This is a genomic window from Thermomonas hydrothermalis (assembly GCF_900129205.1).
Classification (GTDB): domain Bacteria; phylum Pseudomonadota; class Gammaproteobacteria; order Xanthomonadales; family Xanthomonadaceae; genus Thermomonas; species Thermomonas hydrothermalis.
Genome location: NZ_FQUK01000080.1, coordinates 1 through 1,791, shown reverse-complemented (window position 1 = coordinate 1,791; position 1,791 = coordinate 1). Strand labels below are relative to the sequence as shown.

The 1,791-nt window shown below is 62.9% G+C and carries 1 protein-coding gene; it reads right to left on the bottom strand.

The features are described 5' to 3' along the window. Complete coding sequence (cas9, locus tag BUA29_RS11840) at positions 1 to 1,704, bottom strand: type II CRISPR RNA-guided endonuclease Cas9 (RefSeq protein ID WP_084602493.1); 1,704 nt, start codon at positions 1,702 to 1,704, stop codon at positions 1 to 3. Positions 1,705 to 1,791: the final 87 nt, after the last annotated feature.

The window sequence follows — 1,791 nt, the reverse complement described above, 5'->3', positions numbered from 1 at the left end:
TCAGCCCCAAAGCCTGGGTGAAGAGTTGTTCTTGCATCCGCCAAGGCTGACATCATCCGGCGGCCCGTTCCACACCAGACGCGATGGAGCCGAAAGGTCGCGAGCCATTTCGATGTGAACGAATGAGGGCGAGCCGTAGCGGCGCACCAATGCGTTGAGCACCTTGCGCGCCTGGTTGAGCGCACGCAGCACGACCGGGTTTTTCGGTACGTCAAGCCCTTCGGCGAAGACCATGCGGCCATCCTTGTCGCGACCGGCATAGAACGGCGGCAGATACTTCGTTTTCCCTGAACCCTTCTGGTTCGGCTGGCTGTGGTGATAGCCGGCTTCCTGACAGGCCTCGTCGTAGCGCAGGCCCGCTTCCATGTGCGGCACGATCTTGCGCAAGGCTTTCAGCGACAGGTTGTGGAATTTGTCGAAGCTGATCCCGGCAAGCGCCTCGATCATCTTTTCGCCGCCCGGCAGTGACAGCTTGCGCAGCTCGGCCTCCACCTCTGCACCGTCCTTGAAAACGGACAGCACATACGCGATGTCATCGAGCAGGCGAGCATCGCCATCCAACGCGGCGCTGGCCATACCCCGCCATTCGGGCTCAAGACCTGCTTCCTTCAACGTCTTGCGCAAGGTCTGCCAGGCGGGCAGTTTGACCAGGGTGTCTTTCTCCTTGTCCTCGGCGAGGCCCGCGAATTGAAAACCACCGTGCCCCGCCTTGGTGAGCGCGGCGCGCAACTGCTTGTAGCTCAAATCGCCGGCCTGCTGGTAAGGCAGGGGCAAGGCGATGCGCCGTTCTTCCTCGTTCAGCGGCCGCGTGACGCCATCGACCACGATGCGCAGGTTGTTCAGGCGCGTGAGCCACACATGCCGCTCGGCGGTGAAGCTGGCTTTGGGTGCGCGGTATTCGCCCTTGCCGTCTGGCCCACCCCTGCACTCTAAGGTGCAGCGCCCCAGCATCTTGAGCAGATCGGCGCCAGCCAGCGGCGGCTTCTGTTCCCAGAGCAGCCCACTCTTTCTGTCGCCCTTGCCGAGAATGGCGATTTCCAGTTCCTCGCCGGCATGAGGATTGCCAAGCTCGCGTTGGCGCTGGAACAGCAGCGCCAGTTCGTCGGCGAGCAGGGCGCGGGAGAGCGCCTTGCTGTAATCACCCGCCTTGTTGCGCTGGGCGTCTGGAAATTCGGCGAGCACCATTTCCGCCGCGCTGCGGTAGCCCTTTTCAGCCATGCGGCGCTGGGTGTCGGAAAGTCCTTGCTTGACCTTGCCGCCTTCCTTCTTGTCGGCCTCGGCCTTCTTTTCCTCGGCGCGGCTGAGCCAGTGAAAGCCCCGATGCTTGACGATGTGGTAGAGCACCCGCGCCCACTCTTCCGGCTCCAACTTGCGATCCAGCCCCTGCACGCGCAGCTGCCATACGTTGGGCGTTTTGCAGCCTTTGCCTGGCGGCTGTTTGAGAACAGCCACGTCCGCGATCAGGCCAGCGCGTTTCAACAGTCGGGCCAGCTTGGTCAGACGCCAGACGCGCCGACGCAGACGACGGCGCATGAGGCGCGCCGTACGGCGGGCGAGGTTGAGCGATTCGCCTTTGTCGGCCGTTTCTGCCGCATCGAAGCAGCGCACGCCCAGATCGACGATGCGGTTCTCCCCGAGCACACACCAGCCGACCGAAGCGATGCCGATGTCGAAGCCAAAGGTGAGCGCTTCCTGGGTCTGCATAAGTTCAAACACCTTTGGCACTCCTTCGAAGCAGGAGGAGCGCCATGCAAGTGCACCATGCCGGGTACCGAATCCGGGGGTTCTATC